Below are 22,147 nucleotides of genomic sequence, written 5' to 3'. Positions count from 1 at the left end.
CGACGCTGCCGTACGGACAGCGATTCGATCACCGAAAGGAACGAAACCTCCATGTCACGCCAAAATCTGGCTATGGCGGGTTCTTCGAGTCACGAAGCCCGCTCCGCGATGCCTACCCAAGCTGATGAGGCCGGCGAATACACCATCAGCGATCTTGCCCGCGATTTCGGCGTCACACTCCGGACCCTTCGCTTCTACGAGTCCCGCGGCCTGATCTCGCCGACGCGCTCCGGTATGGCGCGTGTCTATTCGCCTCGCGATCGCGCCCGCCTCGCGCTGATCCTCAAGGGCAAGCAGCTTGGTTTCACGCTCGTCGAAATCCGCGCGATGCTCGCCAACGAGGACAAGAAGGGTGCTGCCGACAAGGCCGCCAATGTCGGCGGGCTGCAGCTCAGCCGCGACCAGATCGTCGAGCAGCTCGATCTGCTGCGCAGCCAGCGCGCCGAGATCGAGAGCGCGATTACCGAGCTCGAGGCCTCGCTGTCCCGTATGCCTAAGGCCTGATCGCTCCCGCACCGGCCTTCATGAAACCCCGGCTCTGCCGGGGTTTTTTGTTGCCGCATGGACAGTTTCCGTCCGCAGAGTGACAAAATGTCGGTGTACCCGTTGCAAGTCGAATGAGATTGTTTATATGTGAACTATATTGAGGCGCTCCCAAACAGAGGCGAGCGGCCCGCGACGAGAGGGAGGACCACATGCCGGTCTACAAGGCGCCCGTCGACGATACGCTTTTCCTGCTCAACGACGTTTTCAATATCGAGCGCTACAACAATCTGCCGGGCTTCGCCGATGCGAGCGTGGACGTGATCGAGGCCGTGCTCGGCGAGGGCGCGAAGCTCTGCGAGGAGGTCCTCCAGCCGATCAACTACTCCGGCGACCAGGAGGGCTGCACGCGCCACGCCGACGGTCGCGTCACCACGCCGAAGGGCTTCAAGGCGGCCTATGAGGCCTATGCCGGCGGCGGCTGGATCGGCCTCGCCATGGACCCGGAATATGGCGGCCAGGGCCTGCCCTACACGCTCGGCGCCGTGATGAACGAGTACGCTTCGGCTGCGAACATGGCCTTCGCCATGTATCCGGGTCTGACCATGGGTGCGATCGCCGCGCTCTACGTTCATGGCTCGGACGAGCAGAAGCGCGCCTACCTGCCCAAGATGATCGAGGGTAAATGGTCGGGCACGATGAACCTGACCGAGCCGCATTGCGGCACCGATCTGGGGCTGCTCAAGACCAAGGCCGTGCCGAACGGCGATGGCTCCTATGCCATCTCAGGCACCAAGATCTTCATCTCGGCCGGCGAGCAGGACATCACCGAGAACATCATCCACCTCGTGCTCGCCCGCATCGAGGGCGCGCCGGCCGGCACCAAGGGCATCTCGCTCTTCGTCGTGCCGCGCAACAAGGTCGGCGCTGACGGCTCCGTCGGAGAGAACAACCACGTCTCCTGCGGCTCGATCGAGCACAAGATGGGGATCCACGGCAACGCAACCTGCGTCATGAACTACGATGGCGCGCAGGGCTGGCTGGTCGGCGAGGAGAATCGCGGCCTCAACGCCATGTTCGTGATGATGAACGAGGCCCGCCTCGGCGTCGCCATCCAGGGCCTCGCCCAGTCCGAGGTCGCCTACCAGAACGCTGTCGTCTATGCCAAGGAGCGCCTGCAGGGCCGCTCGCTGACCGGCCCCAAGAACATTGCGGGACCGGCCGATCCGATCATCGTCCATCCCGACGTGCGCCGCACGCTGATGTCGATCAGGGCCTTCAACGAGGCGGCGCGCGCCTTCGTGCTCTGGAATGCGCTGCAATCCGATATCGCCCATCGCTCGGGCGACGCCGCCGAGCGCCAGGCGGCCGACGACCAGCTCGGCCTGATGACGCCGGTGCTCAAGGGGGTGCTCACCGATATCGGCTTCGACAACGCGGTGAAGGCGCAGCAGATGTTCGGCGGCCACGGCTACATCGCCGAGACCGGCGTCGAGCAGTTCGTGCGCGATGCCCGTATCGCCATGATCTACGAGGGCGCCAACGGCGTGCAAGCGATGGACCTCGTCGGCCGCAAGCTCGGCCGCGACGGCGGCCGCGGCATCATGGCCTTCTTCAACGAGGTCGGCGGCTTCCTCAAGGAGAATGCCGAGAACGAGGCGCTGAAGCCCCTGCTCGGGCCTCTCCAGGTTTCGCTCGGCCACCTCCAACAGGCAGCGATGTGGTTCATGAACAACGCGCTCGCCAAGCCGGACAATGCCGGCGCCGGCGCGAATGACTTCATGCATCTGCTCGGCCTGGTCTCGCTCGGCTATATGTGGGCGAAGATCGCCAAGGCGGCGTTGGAGAAGCTCAACGCCGGCGCCGACGGCGCGACCGAGCGGATGAGCGCCAAGCTCGTCACCGCCCGCTTCTTCATGGAGCGCACCTTGCCGGAGACCGCCGCGCATCTGGCGCGGATCACCGCAGGGGCCGACACGACCATGGCTCTGGCGCCCGAGCAGTTCTGAGGCTGCGGCTCAAGGGCACGTCATGCTCGGGCTCGACCCGGGCATCTCTTGATGAGTTCGCTGGATGAGGAGATGGTCGGGGCAAGCCCGACCATGACGTCCGGCAGGAAACAAAGCCGCCGGGTCGCGGCAGGCCAGGGAGTTCCCTCGATGGCAGACGCATTCATCTACGACCACGTCCGCACGCCGCGCGGCAAGGGCAAGGCGGACGGTTCGCTTCATGAAGTGACCGCGATCGAGCTCGGCACCCAGACCCTGCGCGCCATCAAGGACCGCAATGGCCTCGATCCGCTCCTCGTCGAGGACGTGGTGATGGGCTGCGTCGATCCGGTCGGCGAGGCCGGCGCCGACATCGCCCGCACCGTGGCGCTCAAGGCCGGCTACGGCAAGGAAGTGCCGGGCGTGCAGATCAATCGCTTCTGTGCCTCCGGCCTCGATGCGGTGAACCTCGCAGCCGCGCAGGTCATGTCCGGCCAGAAGGAGATGACGATCGGCGGCGGCGTGGAGTCGATGTCGCGTATCGGCATGGGCGCCTCGGGCTTCGGCATCGCGGTCGACCCATCAGTCGCGATCGACACCTATTTCATGCCGCAGGGCGTCTCGGCCGACCTGATCGCGACGAAATACGGCTTCTCGCGCGACGATGTCGACGCCTTCGCCGTCCGCTCGCACCAGCGCGCCGCCCAGGCTTGGAAGGAAGGGCGCTTCAGGAACTCGGTGATCCCCGTGACCGACGTCAACGGCCTCACCATCCTCGACCACGACGAAACCATCCGGCCGGACGCCAATATGCAGGCGCTTGCGGCGCTGAAGGCCTCCTTCGTACAAATGGGCGAGATGGGCGGGTTCGATGCGGTCGCGACCGCCGCACATCCGGATGTCGAGTTCATCAACCACGTCCACCACGCCGGTAATTCCTCCGGCATCGTCGACGGCGCGGCGGCCGTGCTCGTCGGCTCGAAGCGGGCCGGCAAGGCCGCAGGGCTGAAGCCGCGCGCCCGCATCAAGGCCTTCGCCACAGTCGGCTCCGACCTCGCGCTGATGCTGACCGGGCCGATCGATGTGACCGAGCGCGTGCTCAAGAAGGCCGGCATGACCACGAAGGACATCGATCTTTTCGAGCTGAACGAGGCCTTCTCCTCGGTCGTGCTGCGCTACCAGCAGGCGCTCGACATCGACGACGCCATCCTGAACGTCAATGGCGGCGCGATCGCTATGGGGCACCCGCTCGGGGCGACCGGCGCGATGGTGCTGGGCACCGTGCTCGACGAGCTGGAGCGGACGAACAAGCAAACCGCGTTGGTGACGCTCTGCGTCGCTGTGGGCATGGGCGTCGCAACCATCATCGAGCGCGTCTGAGCGGAAGGGCAGGGAGAGAGATCATGAACCTCACCAATTTCCGCTTCGAGACCGACGCCGACGGCATCGCGGTTGCGACCTGGGACATGCCGGGCCGCTCGATGAACGTTATCACCCCCGAGGTGATGGAAGAGCTGAACCAGATCGTCGACAAGGTCGCCGCTGACGAGGCTATCAAGGGCTGCGTCGTCACCTCCGGCAAGGAGAGCTTCTCGGGTGGCGCCGACCTCACCATGCTCCAGGGCCTGCGCGATCTCTATGTGAAGCTCGCCAGGGAGAAGGGCGAGGCGGTCGCGATGCAGAGCTTCTTCGACGAGAGCCGCAAGCTTTCGCTGCTCTATCGCAAGCTCGAGACCTGCGGGAAACCTTTCGCCGCCGCGATCCACGGCGTTTGCCTCGGCGGCGCCTTCGAGCTCTCGCTGTCCTGCCAGTATCGTGTCGTCTCCGATGATGCCTCGACCCGCGTCGGTCTGCCCGAGATCAAGGTCGGGCTGTTTCCGGGCGCCGGGGGCACCCAGCGCGTCGCACGCCTGATGCAGACCGGCGACGCGCTCCAGATGATGTTCAAGGGCGAACAGGTGAAGGCGCTGCCGGCGCGCAATTCCGGCCTCGTCCATGCCGTCCTGCCGCGCGCCGATATCGTCCAGAACGCCAAGGACTGGCTCAAGGCCAATCCGCAGGCGACCCAGCCCTGGGACCAGAAGGGCTTCAAGCTGCCCTCCAACAAGGTGCATTCGCCCGCCGGCATGCAGATCTGGCCGCCGGCTAACGCGATCTATCGCCGCGAGACCAACGACAATTACCCGGCCGCCCGCGCGATCCTCTCGGCGGTCTATGAGGGGCTGCAGCTCCCGATCGATCTCGGCCTCAAGGTCGAGAGCCGCTACTTCGCCAAGATCCTCCGGACGAAGGAGGCGTCCTCGATGATCCGCTCGCTCTTCGTCTCGATGCAGGAACTGAACAAGGGCGCCCGCCGCCCGGCCGATGTGCCGCCGTCGAAGCTCAAGAAGGTCGGCGTTGTCGGTGCCGGCTTCATGGGCGCCGGAATCGCCTATGTCACGGCGCAGGCCGGGCTGGAGGTCGTGCTGATCGACAAGGACATCGAGGCGGCCGAGAAGGGCAAGGCCTATTCGCACAAGCTGGTTTCCGACCAGATCATGAAGGGCCGCGCCAAGACCGCCGATCGCGACGCGCTGCTCGGCCGCATCAAGGCCTCGGCCGATTATGCCGATCTCAAGGGCTGCGACCTGATCGTCGAGGCGGTCTTCGAGGACCCGAAGGTCAAGGCCGAGGTCATCGCCAAGGTCGAGGCCGTGGTCGGTCCGCGCACGATCTTCGGCTCCAACACCTCGACGCTGCCGATCACCGGCCTCGCCGAGACCAGTCAGCGCCCTAAGAACTTCATCGGCATCCATTTCTTCTCGCCGGTCGAGAAGATGCTGCTGGTCGAGGTCATCATGGCCAAGAAGACCGGCAAGAAGGCGCTCGCCATGGCGCTGGACTATGTCCGCGCGATCAAGAAGACGCCGATCGTCGTCAACGACGTCAGAGGCTTCTACGCCAATCGCTGTGTCGGCAACTACATCCGCGAAGGCCATCTGATGCTGATGGAGGGCGTGCCGCCGGCGATGATCGAGGCGGCCGGCAAGCAGGCCGGCATGCCGGTCGGCCCGCTCTCGCTCAATGACGAGGTCGCGGTCGACTTGGCCTACAAGGTGCTGAAGGCGACCAAGGCTCAGCTCGGAGAGGGCGCGGTCGATCCGGCGCAGGAGAAGCTGCTCGCCGACATGGTCGAGAAGCACGGCCGTCTCGGCCGCAAGAACCGCAAGGGCTTCTACGATTATCCGGAAGCCGGGCCGAAGCGCCTCTGGCCGGGGCTCGCCGATCTCGTCGGCAAGCGGCTCGACCCCGAAAGCGTCGACATGGAGGAGCTGAAGCACCGCCTCCTGGTGACGCAGGCGCTGGAAGCCGCGAAGACCTATGAGGAAGGCGTCGTCACCGATCCGCGCGAGGCCGATGTCGGCTCGATCATCGGTTTCGGCTTTGCTCCTTTCACCGGCGGCACGCTCTCGTACATCGACAATATGGGCGCTGCCGCCTTCGTGAAGCTCTGCGAGAAGCTGACCAAGGCCCATGGCGAACGCTTCAAGCCGAACCGCCTGCTGAAGCGCATGGCCAAGACCGGCGAGAGCTTCTACGGCACGGCAGAGAAGAAGGCGGCGGCCTGAGCGGCTGCCAGCCATGGCCGTACGCCCGATCTTGCGTTTCCCCGATCCGCGTCTGCGCGTGGCTGCCCTGGCGGTCACGCGCTTCGATGCCGATCTGCGGGAACTGGCGACGGATCTGCTTGACAGCATGCGTGCCGCGCCAGGGATCGGCATCACGGCGCCGCATATCGGCGTTCTGTCGCGGCTGGTCGTTCTGGAACTGGCACCGGGCGAGGTCCGGACCTACGTCAATCCCGTCCTCGACAGCGTGTCGCGCGAGACCATCCGCCATGTCGAGGGCAGCGTCTCGATGCCGGGCGTCACAGATGAGATCGAGCGCTATTCCCGCGTCCGGGTGCGCTATCGCGACCTCGACGGAACGGAACATGTAGAGGAGGCGGAGGGCCTCCTCGCAGTCTGCCATCAGCACGAGATCGACCAGCTCGACGGGATCTTCTGGATCGACCGCCTGTCGCGGCTGAAGCGCGACAGGTTGACAGCGCGCTACAACAAGCTGCGGCGGGGATAGGAAGAGCACCGTTCGGGTGCGGGCCGTCATGCTCGGGCTTGACCCGAGCATCTCATGACGCGGAGGCTCTGGCGCGTTGTCTTGCCCGAGATCCTCGGGTCAGAGCTTCGCTCCGCCCGAGAATGACGCTTAGCGTCCGCGCCTCAGTTTGCCACCGCCCGGATCGTCCGGCGCAGCTTGCCGATCAGCTCCTCGACCTGGGATTCGCTAATGATCAGCGGCGGCGAGAAGGCGATGGTATCGGCGGCCGTCCGCACCATCAGCCCCTCTTCGCGGAAGAGGCGGTCCATGGCTTCGAACGCACGCTTGCCGACGCCATCGGCGCGCGGGGCGAGGTCGACGGCGCCGACGATGCCGAGCGTACGGATGTCGACGACGTTCGGCTCGCCCTTCAGGCTCATCACCGCATCAGCCCAGGCGCCTTCCATCGCGTGTGCGCGTTCGAACAGGCCTTCGTCGCGGTAGATGTCGAGCGTCGCCAAGCAGGCGGCTGCCGCCAGCGGGTGGCCCGAATAGGTATAGCCGTGGAACAGCTCGATGACGTTGTCCGGGCCGCCCATGAAGGCGTCGTAGATGTGCTTGCGTACGATCACGCCGCCCATCGGCACCGTGCCCGAGGTCACGCCCTTGGCGAAGGTGATCATGTCGGGGATCACGCCGTAGCGCTCGGCCGCGAAGGCGAAGCCGAGGCGCCCGAAGCCGGTGATCACCTCGTCGAAGATCAGCAGGATGCCGTGCTTGTCGCAGATCTCGCGCAGGCGCTTGAGATAGCCTTTCGGCGGCGGCAGCGCGCCGGTCGAGCCCGCCATCGGCTCGACGATGACGGCGGCGATGGTCGAGGCGTCGTGCAGCGCGACGATGCGCTCGAGATCATCGGCGAAATGCGCGCCGTATTCCGGCTCGCCCTTGCTGAAGGCCTGCTTCTCGCGGTCATAGGTATGGGCGAGGTGGTCAACGCCGGTCAGCAGCGAGCCGAAGAATTTGCGGTTGTTCGACATGCCGCCGACCGAGATGCCGCCGAAGCCGACGCCGTGATAGCCGCGCTCGCGGCCGATCAGCCGGGTCTTCGCGGCCTTGCCCGAAACGTTCCAATAGGCCAGCGCGATCTTGAGCGCCGAATCGGCCGCTTCCGAGCCCGAGCCGGCGAAGAAAACATGGTCGAGATCGCCCGGTGCCAGCGCCGCGATGCGGGCGGCGGCGGCGAAGACCTTCGGGTGGCCGTACTGGAAGGACGGGGCGTAATCGAGGTCGCGCGCCTGCGCCTGGATCGCCTGGATGATCGGCTCGCGGGCATGGCCGGCATTGCAGCACCACAGGCCCGCCGTGCCGTCCATCACCGGCTTGTTCTCGGGCGTGTAGTAGAACATGCCCTCGGCACGGGAGACCATGCGGGGGTTCTTTTTGAACGACCGGTTGGCCGTGAACGGCATCCAATAGGCTTCGAGGTCGTTCGGCGTGCCGATGGCGGAGGATGCGGAAGTCATCGAAGGCCCCTGTGGATTAACCTTGGTTGAACCTAGCAGGCGAAAGCGGACTGTAAATTGCCATGATGGCACGCCATGGCTGCGCCGAACGGATGACGGCTGGAGCGAAGGCCGCAGGTGACGTTAGGTCGCCGATGGCGTAATCTCCCCGCTTGGGGCACAGACGAACGGACCCCGATGACGGACGGCGATAGTGATCCTGGACGGCTGGACGAACGGGCCGCGGCGATCCTTCGTGCGGAGTTGGCCCGCGTCCTCGCTTCCGATGCCTTTCGCGCCGCACCTCAGCTTTCGGCCTTCCTGAGCTTCATCGTCGAGCGCACGATCGAGGGGCGCGCGGCCGAGCTGAAGGGTTATACCATCGCGGTGGAGGGCCTCGGGCGGCCAGCCGATTTCAACCCGCAAATCGATCCGATCGTTCGGGTGGAGGCGGGGCGGCTCAGGCGTGCGCTGACGCAGTACTATGCCGGCGAGGGACAGGGCGATCCGGTTGTGGTCTCGATGCCCGTTGGAGGGTATGTTCCCGTCTTCGAGGTCGTCGATCCGGATACGGAGATGACGTGGGAACAGACCTCGGTCCTCGCCCTTCGCGACGATCCCCCAGTGACGGAGGCACTTCCGGTCGCAAAGGCGGCCGATCGCGTCGCCACGCGGCGTTGGTCCATCGTCACGGCGGCGGCGCTTGCGCTGGGGCTTCTCGCGCTTGCCTGGTGGTATCTGGCGCCGGTTGACTCGCCGGTCGGGCTGAGTTCGCCCAAGCTAAGCGGGAACGAGCAGGTCGCGGGTGCGCAGCCGGCGATCACGGCTCCTCTCCAGCTCGTCCGTGTCGCCATAACGATCCCGGTGGTGCCGTCGGATCCCAAGCTGGCAGGCATCCTCCACCGGTTTTCCGATCTGCTGGTCGATGCCATGGCCCGCTTCGACGATCTCGTGACGATCAAGGCCCCGCCGCCGGGAACTGCGGCGCCCGCGGACGTCGATTATGTTTTCGAGATGAACGTCCAGGCTGTCGACGGCGGCGTCGAGGGGCTGGGGCGTCTGCGTTCGGTCCGGGACGGGCGCATCGTCTGGACGGCGTCCTCCGGCCGGCCATCGCTCGAACTCCTGCAGGATTCCGAGCTTGCCGAGATGGCGCGCAACCTGGCGACCAGGCTGACGGAGCCCTTCGGAATTATCCCGGCCGACATACGCCAATCCCAGTCGTCATCGGCGGTTCGTTGCATCCTGCAGGCTTTCGATGCGCGTCGAACCATGGTGCCGGAAGACCATCTCGCTGCCCGGTCCTGCCTTGAAAGGCTGATCGAGCAGGACCCCAGCTTCTATCCGGCATGGGCCCATCTCGCCATCATGACGCTTGGAGAATACGGTTCGGGCTTCAATCCGGACGACCTCGTTCCCAAGGCGGGCGAGCAAAAAGACAAGCCGCCGCTCGATCGCGCCCTCGCCGCGGCTTTGACGGCCATTCGCCTGGCGCCATCCGGTGCGCGGGCCTATCAGGCCATGATGAAAGTCCTGTTCCTGCGCGGATCGACCGAGGAAGCGCTTCAGAAGGGACGGGACGCTCTGACGCGCAATCCCTATGATCCGGACATCATGGCGGATCTCGGCGCGTTCTATGTTCGGCGCGGCCGGTCGATAGAGGGTCTGCCGATACTCGAGCGCGCGGCTGCGCTCAGTGTCGGGCGGCCGCCGCGCTATGACTTCTACGCTTTTCTCGGAGCCTATCTGATCGGCGCCAAGAAGGTTTCGGAGACCTATGCCGCCATGCTGGCAGCCGATACGAGCCCCTTCGGCCTGCTGGCCCAGGCCCTGAGCGCGGCGTCGGAGGACGATGCGGCGGCCCAGGCGAAAGCCATTGCGCAGCTTCGGGACAAGGCTCCGCTCTTCAGGAAGGACCCGCACGCATACCTTGCCCGGAAGGGTTTCGCCGACGAAGTGGCGAGCCAGGTTCTGGCGCCGCTCGGCCTCGACAAGTCCTGAAAGGCCCCCGCGCATCGCTGCGCTCCCCGCTTCGCGGCCCGTCGCGGACGATGGTGACGCCCGGCGGACGAGGCTGCTCGCATAACGCGGCGCGCGCGGGTAATCTGCCGCTTAGCGTTGTGATTCGTTCCCGATTTCCGATCAACCCTCGTAGCGCGAATGCTGCCGTGGCTCCTTTGCGCCTGAAAGCCCTGCCTCCTCTCGCCGGTGCAGTCACCGGGCTTTCTGTTGGCGCGGTCATGACGATTCTCTTGCCGGGCGGGTTGGGGGCTGCGCTGGGGCTGCTTGCCTCCGGCGCCGGCGTCATGGTCGCGATGCGGACGTTCGAGCGCCGCGGCCTTGCTCGGCACGAGCAAGCCCTGGCCGGGCTCGGAGAGGTCAAGGTCAGGCTGGCCACCAACGCCATCCGCTTGGACGCGCTTTCGCAGCGTGTCGAGCAGATGCCCATGCGGGATGTCGATGCCGCGCCGGCTCGTGCCGCAATCCATGAACTCACCGCCGAAGTTGGACTGCTCGGCGATTTGATCCATCAGGTGGCCACGACGCTCGCCGACCATGAGACGGTTCTGGCGCGGCTGCCCGAGCCGGCGGCTGCCACGCCGGCGCTCCCGGCTTCCGCCATTCCCGAAGTGGTTCTCGATCCGGAAGCGGTGCGCCGCGCCCGCGCCGAGCAGCAGGCAGCGGAGCGTGCCGCCGCCGCCAAGGCGGCGCAGGAAGCGGCCGAGGCCGAGCGCGCCGCGCTCATCGGCCGGGCGCTCAGCGAAGGGCGCATCGAGGTCCATCTTCAGCCGATCGTGTCGCTGCCGCAGCGCCGCACACAAGGCTACGAAGCGCTGGCGCGGCTGCGGCTCGACGAGAACACCCTGCTCCTCCCCCACGAATTCCTCGACACCATCGAAACCCGTGGCTTCGGGCCGACACTCGACGCGCTTGTGCTGACACGCGCCCTGGCGATTGCCCGCCATCTCGCCTCGAAGGATGGCGGCATCTTCGTCTCCTGCAATTTCAGCGCAGCGACCTGGGGTTCGTCGCGCGCCTTGGCGGCTCTGACGCGCATTCTCGACAAATATCGCGAGCACACCGGGCATCTCGTCATCGAGATGCCTCAGACGGTCTTCCGGAACCTCGATCCAACGAGCTTGGGCCTGCTCGGCGCGATGTCGGCGAACGGCGTGCGTTTCGCGCTCGATCATGTCGTCGATCTGCGGCTTGACCCTCGCGCCTTGTTCGACCGGGGCATGCGCTTCATCAAGGCGCCGGCGACGCTGCTGCGGGATCATGCCGAAGGCAAGGTCGTCAGCGATATCGCGGCAGGCGATCTGGCGGCGATGCTGGGTAGGGCGTCGATCACTCTCGTCGCCGAGCATGTCGAGGACAACCCGCTGGCAGCCGATATGATCGAGCTTGGCGTCACGATGGGGCAGGGCCAGGCGTTCTCCCCGCCGCGCCCGGTGAAACCGGAAGTCTTTGCGGAACCGGAGGCGGCTCCCGCGCCGCCCGCTGCTCCCGCCGTCCCGGCTCCGCAGGTTCCGCCGCCCGGAGCTGCCAATGATGCCGCGCGGCCGGTCGTGGCTCACGGCATGTCTGCCAGCCCCGCCGCCGCTGCTCCGGATGGCCGCCCCGAACGGTTGCCGTTCCGCTCGGTGCTGCGCCGCGCCAGCGCCTGAGGCGCGCAGCGATGCAACATCCGGTTCCGCTGCCGGCGAATCCCGTCTAGACCTGCTGCGGCGAGGCATAGATGCCTCCTCTAGCCGCCGGAGATCGAGACAGTGTCGCCATTGGGGATCGCATCCACCATCCCGCTTTCGGGCTTCTCCGAGGTCGCGGACCGTTTCGATCTCTGCCTCTGCGATGTCTGGGGCGTGGTCCATAACGGCGTCGCGGCCTATCGCGACGCCCTCGTGGCTCTGATGCGCATGCGCGAACGCGGGATCAGTGTCGTCCTGGTGACCAATGCGCCGCGCCCGAGCGAGGTCATCATCGACCAACTCGACGGTTTCGGCGTCCCGCGCGAAGCCTGGGACGCGATCGTCACCTCCGGCGATGTCTGCCGCTCGCTGATCCACGCACGCGCCGGCGAGCCGATGTTCCGGCTCGGGCCCGACCGGGATCTGCCGCTGATCGCCGGTCTGAATGTCCGCGAAACCAGCCCCGCGGAAGCCGCCTATGTGCTCTGCACCGGCCTGTTCGACGACGAGAACGACACGGCGGCGACCTATGCCGATCTGCTCGCCGGCTTCGCCGCACGCGGGTTGCCGCTGATCTGCGCCAATCCCGATCTCGTCGTCGAGCGCGGTGGCCGCATCATTCCCTGCGCAGGTGCGGTCGCGCTTGCCTATGAGGAGATTGGCGGACGTGTGATTTATGCCGGCAAGCCGCATCGGCCGATCTATGAGGCGGCTCTGGCAGCGGCCGAGGAGAAGCGCGGCGAGGCGATTGCCCGAGACAGGATCTGCGCCGTAGGCGACGCCATCCGCACCGATATCGCTGGCGCCTCGGGCTTCGGCGCTGCCGGCATCATGGTGCTGGCCGGCATCCATGCACAGGATTTGATGGAGGCGTCGTGGGAGGAGCGTCACGGCTGGTTCGGCCAGCAGGCGCACCGCCCGGCCTATGCCATGCCGCATCTGGTCTGGTGAGGGCGTTCTAGCTCTCTACTGTCGCATCTGATTTCTCCGAAAAGTGGACGCCACTTTTCGGCCGGATGCGTCAGGCGGCGAGGCAGACCGATTCGATCTTGGTCTTCAACGTCTGCGCGTTGAACGGCTTCACGATGTAGTTGCTGACGCCGGCCTTCTTGGCCGCGATGACGTTCTCGGTCTTCGACTCGGCCGTGACGATGATGAAGGGCGTCTCGGAGAGCGTCGTCTCCTCCCGAACCTTCTGGAGCAGCTCGAAGCCGCTCATCGGCTCCATGTTCCAGTCGGAGATCACAAGGCCGTATTTCTTGTCGCGCATCTTCGCGATCGCGGCCGAGCCGTCCGAGGCGTCGTCGACATTCTCGAAGCCGAGCTGTTTCAGCAGGTTGCGGATGATGCGGATCATCGTTTGGTAGTCGTCGACCACGAGGATCGGCATGGACGGATCGAGAGCCATTGCGATGCTCCAGGCAGGGCAGTTGCGGCGTCGGAACATACCGACACCGCGCCGCCCGTCAGAGGCGGTCTCCACTCGCATCCGGTGATACCGACGGCGTGTTGCGAAGCGGTTAATCCGATCGCCAAGTGACCGTGGGGCAGGTGGTGCTCCGCACCAAAGTTCAATTGCCGTTATTTTGCAGTTGCGAGATGATTAACCCGGTCGAGCACAGGGGCTGGGGTGCGCCTGCAAGCGACGAGAGATCAATGACCGTTCAGCCGATGCCCGGCACGCTTTACACCGTTCATGCCTTCGAGGATCTGGCGATCGGCCAGTCCGAGAGCCTGATGCGGACTGTGATGGAGCGCGATGTCGCGCTCTTTGCCGAGCTTTCGGGCGATGCCAACCCCATCCATCTCTGCGACCAGTTCGCGGCCGGCACCAAGTTTGGTCAGCGCATCGCTCATGGCATGCTGACGGCGAGCCTGGTTTCGGCGCTGCTCGGCACGCGGCTGCCCGGCCCCGGTGCTGTCTATCTCTCGCAGACGCTGACCTTCCTGGCCCCGGTCAAGATCGGCGATGTCGTCATGGCGCGCGTCGAGGTCGTCGAACTCGTCGCCGAGCGCCGCCGGGCGCGCTTCTTCTGCGAGTGCCTCGTCGACGGCAAGGCGGTGATGGAGGGCGAGGCCTGGGTGGCGATGCCGCCGAAGCCCAAATCCTGAGAGGTTTGGGGTAGGATGGCCTTGACGCCTCACCGGCCTTCGCCGCAAAGACGACCATCGCCCGGCTTTCGCGGGCAGAGGGACGTTCCTCATCGATGTCTTCCCCAGCCGATGCGCCGTTGGGCTCCGAGCCGGCGGCCGTGGTCCTCGACCTCGACAAGCCCATTCCCGATGGCCTGCGCGGCGCCGTGCTCGCGCTTGGCAATTTCGACGGCGTCCACCGCGGGCATGCCGAACTCGCCCGGGTCGCGAGCGCCATGGCGCGCGATCTCGGCACGGTGCCGGCCGCCTTCACCTTCGAGCCGCATCCGCGCAGCGTCTTCCGGCCCGAGGAGCCCGTCTTCCGGCTGACGCCGCCGCAGATCAAGCTCGAACTGCTGGCCGATGCCGGCCTTGCTCAGGTCTTCGTCCTGCCCTTCGACCGCGAGATCGCGGCGATCACGGCCGAGCATTTCATCGACGATCTGCTCGTCGGCCGGCTGGGCGCCACCGGCCTCGTCTGCGGCTATGACTTCCATTTCGGCAAGGGGCGGACCGGCTCGCCCGAGATGCTGCAGGCTCACTGCCTGACGGCCGGCGTCCAGGTCCGCGTGGTGCCGCCCTTCGCCTGGCATGGCGAGGCGGTGTCGTCGACGCTGATCCGCACGGCGCTTGAAGAGGGCGATGTCGCCCGCGCCGCCGAATTCCTTGGGCGGCCCTGGTTCGTGCGCGGGCTCATTGCCCATGGCGACAAGCGTGGCCGCGACCTCGGCTATCCCACCGCCAATATGCAGCTCGCCCGCGACTGCAAGCTGCGCCACGGCATCTATGCGGTGCGGATGCGCATCGACGGCGTCTGGCGCGACGGCGTCGCGAGCTTCGGCCGCCGCCCGACCTTCGACGACGGCGCGCCGAGGCTGGAGACCTTCGTCTTCGACTTTTCCGGTGACCTTTACGGCAAGCGCGTCGACGTGGCCTTTGTCGACTGGCTGCGCGGCGAGGAAAAATTCGGTTCGCTCGAGGCCCTGATCGTGCAGATGGACGCCGACAGCGCCCGCGCCCGCGACATTCTGGCCAGGACCCCTGCTTTCGACGCACCGCCCTTCCTTCCGTGAGCCGTGCCTGCTAGAAGCCCTCCATGCCCGCTCAACGCGCCATGCTGATCGATCTTTCCCGGCGAATTACGGGCCCGGCTGCCGCCTCGCGCTAGACTTAGCGCGGGCGCTTGCGCAGTCCGGGTTGAAGACCGCTTTTCCCGTTTCATGAGTGGACGCCCGGGGCCCGCCGAACGGCCCGCCGTCCCGACTGTCCGAGCCGGAAGATGACCGACAAGACCAACAACGCCAAGGCCGCCCAGACCGCAGGTGACGGCGTCGACTATTCGCAGACGCTGTTCCTGCCCCAGACCGAGTTCCCGATGCGCGCGGGCCTGCCGCAGCGCGAGCCGGAGCTGCTCGCCCGCTGGGCCAGGATCGACCTCTACCGCAAGCTGCGCGAAGCGGGGCAGGGGCGCGATAGGTTCGTGCTCCACGACGGCCCGCCCTATGCCAACGGCAACATCCATATCGGCCACGCGCTGAACAAGGTGCTGAAGGACCTCGTCACGCGCTCGCAGCAGATGCTCGGCTACGATTCCAACTATGTGCCGGGCTGGGACTGTCACGGCCTGCCGATCGAGTGGAAGATCGAGGAGCAGTACCGCGCCAAGGGGCTGAACAAGGACGATGTGCCGGTGGTCGAATTCCGCAAGGAATGCCGCGCCTTCGCCGAGCACTGGGTCGATATCCAGCGCCAGGAGTTCAAGCGCCTCGGCGTCGAGGGCGACTGGGCCCATCCCTATCTGACAATGGCCTATCCCGCGGAGGCACAGATCGCTCGCGAGATCATGAAATTCGCCGAGACCGGCCAGCTCTATCGCGGCTCCAAGCCGGTGATGTGGTCGGTGGTCGAGAAGACCGCGCTGGCCGAGGCCGAGGTCGAGTACGAGGAGCATACGAGCGACACGATCCATGTGCCGTTCCCGGTGCTGAATGCGCCGGCCGCTCTTGCGGGCGCCGCGATCGTCATCTGGACGACGACGCCCTGGACGATCCCGGGCAACCGCGCGATCTCCTTCCATAACAAGATCGCCTATGGCCTCTACCGCGTCACCGCGGCGCCCGAGAACAACTGGGCCAAGGTCGGCGCGACCTACATCCTCGCCAAGAACCTCGCCRAAAGCGTCTTCAAAGCCGCCAAGGTCGAAGCCTTCGAGCTGGTCGCCGATGTCCCGGCCGATGAGCTTGCGGCGCTCACCGCAGCCCACCCGCTCCGCGGCCACGGCTACGATTTCGATGTGCCCCTCCTCGACGGCGATCACGTCACCGACGATGCCGGCACGGGCTTCGTCCACACCGCGCCGAGCCATGGCCGCGAGGACTTCGACATCTGGATGGCGAATGGCCGCCAGCTCACCAGGCGCGGCATCGACACCCGCATCCCCTACACCGTCGACGCCGATGGCCGCTTCACCAAGGAGGCGCCGGGCTTCGAGGGCGCGCAGGTCATCACGGACAAGGGCGACAAGGGCAATGCCAATGACGTCGTCATCAAGGCGCTGGTCGAGGCCGGCAACATCATCGCGCGCGGCCGCCTGAAGCACCAGTACCCGCATAGCTGGCGCTCGAAGAAGCCGGTCATCTTCCGCAACACGCCGCAATGGTTCATCGCCATGGACAAGCCGATCGGGGAGGCGCCTTCGCCGACCGGCATCGGCGAGATCGCGCCGACGCTCGGCGGTAATACCGACACGTTGCGCAACCGCGCTTTGCGGGCGATCAAGGAAACCGAGTGGGTGCCGGCCGCCGGCGAGAACCGCATCAACGGCATGATCGCCAACCGTCCTGACTGGGTCGTATCGCGCCAGCGCGCCTGGGGCGTGCCGATCACCGTCTTCGTCGAGAAGGAGACCAAGGAGGTCCTCGTCGACGCCAAGGTCAACGCCGCCATCGCCCAGGCCTTCGAGGCGGAGGGCGCCGATGCCTGGTTCTCCGATACGGACGGTGCCCGCTTCCTCAAGCCCTTCGGCTACGAGCCGGCGAAGTACGAGCGCGTCACCGACGTGCTCGACGTCTGGTTCGACTCCGGCTCCACCCATGCTTTCACCCTGGAGAAGCGGGCCGATCTGCGTGCGCGCCGCAAGGATGAGGGCGGCAATGACCGCGTGATGTATCTCGAAGGTTCCGACCAGCATCGCGGCTGGTTCCATTCGAGCCTGCTGGAGAGCTGCGGCACCCGCGGCCGCGCGCCCTACGACATCGTTCTCACCCATGGCTTCTGCCTGGACGAGAAGGGCGAGAAGATGTCGAAATCGAAGGGCAACGTCACGGCGCCGCAGGACATCATCAAGGATTCCGGCGCCGACATCCTGCGCCTGTGGGTCGCGGCTGCCGATTACTCCGACGATCTGCGCATCGGCAAGGAGATCCTGAAGACCTTCGTCGAGACCTACCGCAAGCTGCGCAACACCATGCGCTGGATGCTCGGCACGCTCGCCCATTTCAGCGAGGAAATCCGCGTCTCGGAGCCGCAGACCATGCCGGAGCTGGAGCGGCTGATGCTCCATCGCCTCGCCGAGCTTGGGCCGCAGGTCGAGGAGGCCTATCGCACCTACGACTACAAGAAGGTCGTGTTCCTGCTCTCGCAGTTCATGAACACCGAGCTCTCGGCCTTCTATTTCGACGTACGCAAGGACGCGCTGTATTGCGATCCGACGTCGAGCCATGTCCGCCGCAGCGCGCTGACCGCGGTCGACCATCTCTTCCGCTGCCTGACGACCTGGCTCGCGCCGATCCTGGTCTTCACGGCCGAAGAGGCCTGGCTCGAACGCTATCCCACGGAGAAGGCGGACGAAGGCTCGGTGCATCTCGAACGCTTCGCCGAGGCGCCTGCGAGCTGGCTCGATCCCGAGCTGGCGGAGCGCTGGGGCAAGATCCGCCGTGTGCGCCGCGTCGTCACCGGCGCGCTGGAGCTGGAGCGTGCCGCCAAGCGGATCGGCTCCTCGCTCGAGGCTGCGCCGCAGGTCTTCGTTTCCGACGCGGATCTCTATGCAGCGCTCTCGGGCGTCGATCTCGCCGAGATCAGCATCACCTCCGATATCCGCATCACGAACGGGGAGGGGCCGGCCGAGGCCTTCCGCCTCGCCGAAATTCCCGGCGTCGCCGTGGTGTCGCATCGCGCTGCCGGCGTCAAATGCGCGCGGTCCTGGAAGTATTTCGACCCCAAGACGGCCGACGCCGCCTATCCGGAGGTAACGCCGCGCGATGCCAAGGCGCTGAAGGAGCTGGGGGTGTCCGCCTGATGACGCCTGCCCGCCGCCTCGGCCTCGCCACGGTCCTGATCGTCTTCGTCTCGGATCAGCTCCTGAAATGCTGGCTGCTCTACGGCGTTGGGCTGGCCGAGAACGGCCCGTTCGATCTCGCGCCCTTCCTGACGATCGTGCTCGCCTGGAACCGGGGCATTTCCTATGGCCTGTTCCAGCAGGGCACCGATCTCGGGCGCTGGTTCCTCGTCGTCATCTCCTTCGTCGCGGCGGTCTGGCTCTGGCGCTGGATGTGGCGCAGCGACGGCGCGCTGACGGTGCTGAGCCTTGCGCTGATCATCGGCGGCGCGCTCGGCAACGGCGTCGATCGCGCCGTCTACGGCGCGGTGGTGGACTTCGTTCACTTCCATTGGGGTAGCTTCAGCTGGTACATCTTCAACATCGCCGATGTCGCGATCGTTGTCGGTGTGGCCGGGCTCCTGTATGAGTCCTTCCGACCGGCTGGGGAAAAGACAGCTGAGTGACGGTCTCGCCATCCTTTCGCCGCTCGTCCGTGCTTGAGGCGAGTGCGAGATTGTCCAAAGGGAGATTTGATATGGCGCAACGCATCCGCGTGTCGCATCTGCTGCTCGCCGGCGGGCTCGTGCTGGCGGCCCAGCCTGCCTTCGCGCAGGAGGGCATGCTGTTCAAGAACCTGCTCGAAGGCACCTTCGGCGGCAAGGGGGCCGGCGACGACATCGATTATCGCGAGCGTGCGCCGCTGGTCGTGCCGCCGAATTCGGCGCTGCCGCGCCCGCAGGATCCGGCGAGCGCTCGCAGTGCCGCCTGGCCGAATGATCCCGATGTGCAGCGCCGCAAGGACGAGGCCAATCGTCCGCCCTATGCGCTCTCCGAGAGAGCGCGCAACAACCCTGTCCTGTCGCAGGAAGAGCTGCGCCGCGGCCGCACGTCGCGTGTGGAACAGGCGCCGACGATCATCGAGGAACACAGTAACTACAACAACCAGATCCAGCCGATCCGCATCGGCCGCGACCTCGCTTCTCGCCGCAACCAGGCGGCCGAAGAGTCTCTGGCCTATGGCACCGAGCCGCAGCGCCGCCTGCTGACCGAGCCGCCGACCGGCTATCGCCGCCCGGCTGACACGGCCGCGATGGGCCCGGGTCGCGGCGGCCCGGTCGAGGACAAGCAGGCTGTCGGCCAGCGCGAATTCGTGACCGGCCAGGGACCGGTGATGCTGGTCAGGCCTGACTAGGCTTGATCTGCAAGATCGGCTGAGGCGAGCCTCTTGCCGAAGCGGGACAAGCTGACCAAGTTCTCTTCCGGGGCGGGCGCATCGTGCCCGCCCTTTGTGTCTCAGCAGGAGATCGCGTCAGGTGAACATCCATGCGCGCCAGCCCGGTCTGGCTGAGCCCGTCGAAGCCTTCCGGCTCGACAATGGCCTCGACGTCGTCGTCGTGAAGGACCATCGGGCGCCGGTCGTCACCCATATGGTCTGGTATCGCAATGGTTCCGCCGACGATCCGGCCGGCAAATCGGGCATCGCGCATTTCCTCGAGCATCTGATGTTCAAGGGCACCGAACGCTGGCCCGCCGGCGAGTTCTCGAAGATCGTCGCAGGCTTCGGCGGACAGGAGAACGCCTTCACCTCCTACGACTACACCGCCTATTTCCAGCGCGTGCCGAAGGAGCATCTGCGCGCGATGATGGATTACGAGGCCGACCGGATGACCGGCCTCTCCTTCGACGAGAGCGTGGTCGGACCCGAGCGCGACGTGGTGCTGGAGGAGCGGCGCATGCGCGTCGATTCCGATCCGGCTGCCCAGCTCGGCGAGGAATTCTCCGCTTCGCTGTTCTTCCACCATCCCTATGGCACGCCGATCATCGGCTGGGAGCATGAGATCGAGCGTCTGAATCGCGACGACGCCTTCGCCTACTATCAGCGCTTCTACACGCCCGAGAACGCGATCCTCGTCGTGGCCGGCGATACCGATGCCGCCGAGGTGCGGCGTCTCGCCAATGAGAGCTACGGCAAGATCGCGGCCCGCGGCGCGGCGCCTGTCCGCAGCCGCCCGAGCGAGCCCGAGCCGCGCGCCTCGCGCCGGGTTGCGCTGAACGACCCGCGCGTGCAGCAGCCTTCGCTGCGCCGGGGGTGGCTGACCCCGACCTACACGACTGGAGAGCGCGAAGAGGTTCTGGCGCTCGAACTCGTCGCCGAGATCCTCGGCGGCGGGACGACCTCGCGGCTCTATCGCAAGCTCTGCGTCGAGGACGAGCTCGCGGCTGGCGCCAGCGCCTATTTCATGGGTTCGATGGTGGACCGCGCCGCCTTCCAGCTTTCCGCCAGCCCGCGCCCCGGTGTCGAGATGGCGGCGATGGAGGCGGGGCTCGATGCCGCGCTTGCCAGCTTCCTGGCCGACGGGCCGAGCGAGCTGGAGCTGGCGCGCGCCCGCACGCGGCTCGTCGCCGAGACGGTGTTCGCCCGCGACAACCAGGCTTCGCTGGCGCGCATCTTCGGCTCGGCGCTGGCGGTCGGCGAGACGGTCGAGGACGTGCTCGCCTGGCCGCAGCGCATCGAGGCCGTCAGCCGCGATGCGGTGGTCGAAGCGGCGCGCCGCTATCTGAAGCCTGGTCGCAGCGTCACCGGCCTGCTGCTGCCCGCCTGATCCTTGCCGTCTCACCGAACGGGCGGACGCCAGGCTCCGCCGACAGGAAGCGACATGAACGCGCCGATTCCGACACCCGACCTCAACACGGCCGGCCCCGCCCTTGCGGTCCAGAGCGTCCGCTCGCCGGGCGGCATCGAGGCGTGGCTCGTCGAGGAGCACAGCCTGCCGCTGATCGCGGTCGATTTCGCCTTCGACGGTGGCGCCAGCCGTGACCCGGAAAACGCGGCCGGCAGCGCCTATCTGATCTCGGGCCTGCTCGATGAAGGTGCCGGCGATCTCGATGCCGAGGCCTTTCAGGGCCGGCTGGCCGATCATGCGATCAGCCTCGGTTTCGAGGCCCGCCGCGACGATTTCCACGGACATGTCCAGACCTTGTCGAGCCATCGCGACACCGCCTTCGACCTGCTGGCGCTGGCGCTGAATCAGCCACGCTTCGATGCCGATGCGGTCGGCCGTGTCCAGGCCCAGATCATCGCCGGGCTGCAGCGCCAGGCGAAGAACCCCGAAGTCATGTGCCGCAACGCGCTTTTCGCCGCGGCCTTCCCCGGCCATGCCTATGGCCGGCCCGAGAAGGGCGACGTCGACAGTGTCTCGAAACTGGCGGCTCCGGCGCTGAAGGCGCTGACGCCGGCATTGCTCGATCGCGGCGGGCTCAAGATCGTCGTGGTCGGCGACATCACCGCGGCCGAACTCGCCGGGCGCCTTGATCTGCTGTTCGGTGCGCTGCCACAGGGCGTGTCCCGTCCGCGCCCGCCTCAGCCACTGCCGATTCAGGGGCTGGGCCAGACCCATGTCATCGATCTCGACGTCCCGCAGACCGTGCTTCGCTTCGTCGGGCCGGGGCTGATGTGGCATGATCCGGACTTCATCCCAGCAAGTGTGCTGAACCACATCCTCGGCGGCTCGGCCTTCACTTCGCGCCTGTTCATGGAAGTGCGCGAGAAGCGCGGCCTTGCCTATGGCGTATCCTCCAGCCTGATGCCGCTGCGGGAGAGCGCCATGCTCGTTGGCGGCACCGCCACCCGCAACGACCGCGCCGCCGAATCGATGAAGGTGATCCGCGAGGAGATGCTGAAGCTCGCCCATGACGGGCCGAGCGAGCACGAGGTCGAGGAAGCGAAGCGCTACATCATCGGCTCCTACCCGCTTCGCTTCGACACCTCGCCGAAGATCGCCGGGGAATTGCTGGCTCTCGCGCTGCGCGGCGACACGCCTGATTTCCTCGCCCGCCGCAACGGTCTCTTCGCGGCCGTGACGCTCGATGACGTCAAGCGCGTTGCCCATCGCCTCTTCGGCAACCCCGACCTGCTCGTTCAGGCGGTTGGCAAGCCGGTCGGGCTGGTCTGAAATA

The 22,147-nt window shown here is 66.4% G+C and carries 17 protein-coding genes; 15 read left to right on the top strand and 2 right to left on the bottom strand.

The features are described from left to right. The first annotated feature begins 108 nt into the window (after positions 1-108). The 5 genes from AC1DDA_RS05890 (at position 109) to AC1DDA_RS05870 (ending at position 6,587) form a co-directional block, all read left to right on the top strand. The gene (locus AC1DDA_RS05890; protein ID WP_476795006.1) at positions 109-504 is read left to right on the top strand and encodes a MerR family transcriptional regulator; all 396 of its coding nucleotides are present in this window, start codon (positions 109-111) and stop codon (positions 502-504) included. A 191-nt stretch (positions 505-695) separates the two neighbouring features. Then, on the top strand, positions 696-2,492 hold the full coding sequence (locus AC1DDA_RS05885; protein ID WP_476795005.1) for an acyl-CoA dehydrogenase C-terminal domain-containing protein: 1,797 nt from the start codon (positions 696-698) through the stop codon (positions 2,490-2,492). Between the two features lie 150 nt (positions 2,493-2,642). Beyond that, entirely contained in the window at positions 2,643-3,851 is a 1,209-nt protein-coding gene (locus AC1DDA_RS05880; RefSeq protein WP_441510840.1) for an acetyl-CoA C-acetyltransferase, read from the top strand. A gap of 23 nt (positions 3,852-3,874) precedes the next feature. Further along, the gene (locus AC1DDA_RS05875; RefSeq protein WP_476795004.1) at positions 3,875-6,079 is read left to right on the top strand and encodes a 3-hydroxyacyl-CoA dehydrogenase NAD-binding domain-containing protein; all 2,205 of its coding nucleotides are present in this window, start codon (positions 3,875-3,877) and stop codon (positions 6,077-6,079) included. A 13-nt stretch (positions 6,080-6,092) separates the two neighbouring features. Continuing rightward, positions 6,093-6,587, top strand: coding sequence for a peptide deformylase (locus AC1DDA_RS05870; protein ID WP_476795003.1), 495 nt, complete (start codon positions 6,093-6,095; stop codon positions 6,585-6,587). Between the two features lie 143 nt (positions 6,588-6,730). Here the strand turns inward: AC1DDA_RS05870 and aptA are convergent, their stop codons facing one another. Beyond that, positions 6,731-8,071: an omega-aminotransferase AptA gene (gene aptA, locus AC1DDA_RS05865; protein WP_476795002.1), complete on the bottom strand. Its 1,341-nt coding sequence runs from the start codon at positions 8,069-8,071 to the stop codon at positions 6,731-6,733. Positions 8,072-8,248: 177 nt separating this feature from the next. On the opposite strand from aptA, the gene AC1DDA_RS05860 reads away from it, so the two are divergent. From AC1DDA_RS05860 to AC1DDA_RS05850, 3 genes are all read left to right on the top strand, one after another. Further along, positions 8,249-10,051: a hypothetical protein gene (locus AC1DDA_RS05860; RefSeq protein ID WP_476795001.1), complete on the top strand. Its 1,803-nt coding sequence runs from the start codon at positions 8,249-8,251 to the stop codon at positions 10,049-10,051. Positions 10,052-10,290: 239 nt separating this feature from the next. After that, positions 10,291-11,718, top strand: a complete 1,428-nt coding sequence (locus AC1DDA_RS05855) for an EAL domain-containing protein (RefSeq protein WP_476795000.1) — start codon at positions 10,291-10,293, stop codon at positions 11,716-11,718. Positions 11,719-11,820: 102 nt separating this feature from the next. Continuing rightward, positions 11,821-12,690 (top strand): TIGR01459 family HAD-type hydrolase, encoded by an 870-nt coding sequence (locus AC1DDA_RS05850; RefSeq protein ID WP_476794999.1) that lies wholly within the window; start codon positions 11,821-11,823, stop codon positions 12,688-12,690. A 70-nt stretch (positions 12,691-12,760) separates the two neighbouring features. Here AC1DDA_RS05850 and AC1DDA_RS05845 read toward each other — a convergent pair whose 3' ends face one another. Then, positions 12,761-13,147, bottom strand: coding sequence for a response regulator (locus AC1DDA_RS05845; protein ID WP_476794998.1), 387 nt, complete (start codon positions 13,145-13,147; stop codon positions 12,761-12,763). Positions 13,148-13,395: 248 nt separating this feature from the next. Between AC1DDA_RS05845 and AC1DDA_RS05840 the strand changes: the two genes are divergently transcribed. The 7 genes from AC1DDA_RS05840 to AC1DDA_RS05810 all read left to right on the top strand — a co-directional run bounded on the left by AC1DDA_RS05840 (position 13,396) and on the right by AC1DDA_RS05810 (position 22,143). Continuing rightward, positions 13,396-13,851 carry a MaoC family dehydratase gene (locus AC1DDA_RS05840; protein ID WP_441510848.1) on the top strand — a complete coding sequence of 152 codons (456 nt, stop codon included), beginning with the start codon at positions 13,396-13,398 and terminating at the stop codon, positions 13,849-13,851. A gap of 95 nt (positions 13,852-13,946) precedes the next feature. Then, entirely contained in the window at positions 13,947-14,945 is a 999-nt protein-coding gene (locus tag AC1DDA_RS05835; protein WP_476794997.1) for a bifunctional riboflavin kinase/FAD synthetase, read from the top strand. A 206-nt stretch (positions 14,946-15,151) separates the two neighbouring features. After that, entirely contained in the window at positions 15,152-18,169 is a 3,018-nt protein-coding gene (gene ileS, locus AC1DDA_RS05830) for an isoleucine--tRNA ligase (protein WP_476794996.1), read from the top strand. Continuing rightward, entirely contained in the window at positions 18,169-18,654 is a 486-nt protein-coding gene (lspA, locus tag AC1DDA_RS05825) for a signal peptidase II (RefSeq protein ID WP_476794995.1), read from the top strand. The genes ileS and lspA overlap by 1 nt, the downstream gene beginning before the upstream one ends. A 71-nt stretch (positions 18,655-18,725) precedes the next feature. After that, entirely contained in the window at positions 18,726-19,382 is a 657-nt protein-coding gene (locus AC1DDA_RS05820; protein ID WP_441510852.1) for a hypothetical protein, read from the top strand. A 121-nt stretch (positions 19,383-19,503) separates the two neighbouring features. Continuing rightward, positions 19,504-20,793: a M16 family metallopeptidase gene (locus tag AC1DDA_RS05815; protein WP_441510853.1), complete on the top strand. Its 1,290-nt coding sequence runs from the start codon at positions 19,504-19,506 to the stop codon at positions 20,791-20,793. Between the two features lie 54 nt (positions 20,794-20,847). Further along, positions 20,848-22,143 (top strand): M16 family metallopeptidase, encoded by a 1,296-nt coding sequence (locus AC1DDA_RS05810; protein ID WP_476794994.1) that lies wholly within the window; start codon positions 20,848-20,850, stop codon positions 22,141-22,143. The last annotated feature ends 4 nt before the right edge of the window (positions 22,144-22,147 follow it).

This window comes from Allobosea sp. 10N428 (assembly GCF_056394545.1).
This window is presented reverse-complemented; position numbering and strand designations above follow the sequence as displayed.